Origin of the sequence: Microcoleus sp. OTE_8_concoct_300, from assembly GCF_031383065.1 — a bacterium.
Lineage (GTDB): Bacteria > Cyanobacteriota > Cyanobacteriia > Cyanobacteriales > Microcoleaceae > Microcoleus.
Genome location: NZ_JANMZH010000116.1, coordinates 1 through 2,178 on the forward strand (window position 1 = coordinate 1; position 2,178 = coordinate 2,178).

Annotated in this window: 1 protein-coding gene; it reads left to right on the top strand. The window is 49.8% G+C overall.

The genetic code is table 11. From position 1 onward, the window contains the following. Window positions 1-120 precede the first annotated feature (120 nt). Window positions 121-2,178 (top strand): tetratricopeptide repeat protein (locus ACUVJL_RS05770; protein WP_445244982.1); only part of this gene is annotated, 2,058 nt, incomplete at its 3' end.

The following is a 2,178-nucleotide window of genomic DNA, read 5'->3' on the forward strand; positions in this document are numbered from 1 at the left end:
TTGGGTCGCGTTTGCCAATTGTTTTGTATTCAGGAAAAAGACCGATCGCCCTGACTTCTTCCTGCCTTTACACTAAGCGGGCTAGTGAGTAAGATTGAAGCAAATACAAAAGGGCTGGCTATGTTCGATCGCACTCAATGGTTTTTGGCTGGTATGTCGATCGCACTTTCGCTTCAGTTAAGTCAGCCCGTGGCAGCGGCCGTGTCTGTTGGTAAAGTCGTACAAACAGCACAAACTAACAGTAGCAAGGCTGCTGTAAAAGCTTTAAGAGAAGGACTACAACTCTACAATCAAGGAACGGCGGAAGCTTTAAAAGGTGCGATCGTCAAATTTGAAGAAGCATTAAAGCTGTATCGAGAAGCGGGCGCCAATGAAGGGCAAGCACTTAGCCTCTTTGGTCTTGGCAGAGTCTACTATGATTTGGAAGAAAAGCAGAAAGCGCTAGAGTATTACAGCCAGTCGCTTCCCCTGTTTCGGGCACTCGGCGATCGCGGCGGGGAAGCGAACACCCTCACCAGGCTCGGTGGTATTTACTCAGAATTGGGAGAAAAACAGAAAGCGCTAGAGTATTACAGCCAGTCGCTTCTCCTGGAACGGGCAGTAGGCGATCGCGGCGGGGAAGCTACCACCCTCAACAATATCGGCAATGTCTACTCCGATTTAGGAGAAAAACAAAAAGCTTTAGAGTATTACAGCCAGTCGCTCCCTCTGAGTCGGGCAGTAGGCGATCGCGATGAGGAAGCTACCACCCTCAACACCCTCGGCTTAGTCTACTCAGAACTGGGAGAGAAACAGAAAGCGCTAGAGTATTACAACCAATCCCTTCCCCTGAGTCGGGCAGTAGGTAATCGCTCTGGGGAAGCTTCAATCCTCAACAACATGGGCTTAGTCTACTCAGACTTGGGAGAAAAACAGAAGGCGCTAGAGTATTACAGCCAGTCGCTTCTCCTGTTTCGGGCAGTAGGCGATCGCGGCGGGGAAGCCAACACCCTCCACAACATCGGCGGTGTCTACTCCGATTTAGGAGAAAAACAGAAAGCGCTAGAGTATTACAGCCAGTCCCTTCCCCTGAGACGGGCAGTAGGTGATCGCAGTGGGGAAGCTGCCACCCTCAGCAATATTGGCAGTGTCTACTCAGATTTGGGAGAAAAACAGAAAGCGCTAGAGTATTACAGCCAGTCCCTTCCCCTGTTGCGAGCAGTAGGCAATCGTGGTGGGGAAGCTACCACCCTCACCAGCATCGGCAATGTCTACTCAGATTTGGGAGAAAAACAGAAAGCGCTAGAGTATTACAGCCAGTCGCTTCCCCTTTTTCGGGCAACCGGCGATCGCCGTGGGGAAGCTGCCACCCTCAACAACATTGGCGGTTTCTACTCAGAAATGGGAGAAAAGCAGAAAGCGCTAGAGTATTACAGCCAGTCCCTTCCCCTGAGTCGGGCAACCGGCGATCGCGGTGGGGAAGCTACCATCCTTTTCACCATGGCTTTTGCCAAACGCGACCAAAACAATCTTACCGAAGCCCTCAACGACATTGAAGCCTCTATCAAAATCATCGAAAACCTCCGCACCAAAATAGCCAGCCCAGAACTCCGCAGCTCATACTTTGCCACCGTACAAAACTACTACGAATTCTACATCGACCTGTTAATGCAACTGCATAAAACTAATCCTAAATCCGGTTACGATACAAAAGCCTTAGAAGCCAGCGAACGTTCGAGGGCCCGCAGCCTCCTCGAACTCCTCCAAGAAAGTAACGCCAACATTCGCGAAGGTATTTCCCCCGATTTACTGCAACAAGAAAAGAGCTTGCAACAGCAACTCGATGCCATTGAAAAGCAGCGCATCGAAGCAGTCAGCAGTCCCAACCCCAATCAAACTAAAATCGCTGAAATCGACAAACAGCGCCTCGCACTTTTGCAACAATATCAGCAAATTCAAACCGGGATTCGTACTGCCAGTCCCCGCTATGCTGCCCTCACCCAACCCCAACCTTTAACGCTGCCAGAAATCCAGAAACAGATTCTCGATGAAAACACTATTTTATTGCAGTATTCCCTCGGCGAAGCTCGCAGTTATTTGTGGGTTGTAACATCAACGGGACTAACTAGCTATGAATTGCCAAAACAGGTTGACATTGAAACAGCAGCAACAGCTTTCCGCACAGCAATAACTAGCAGA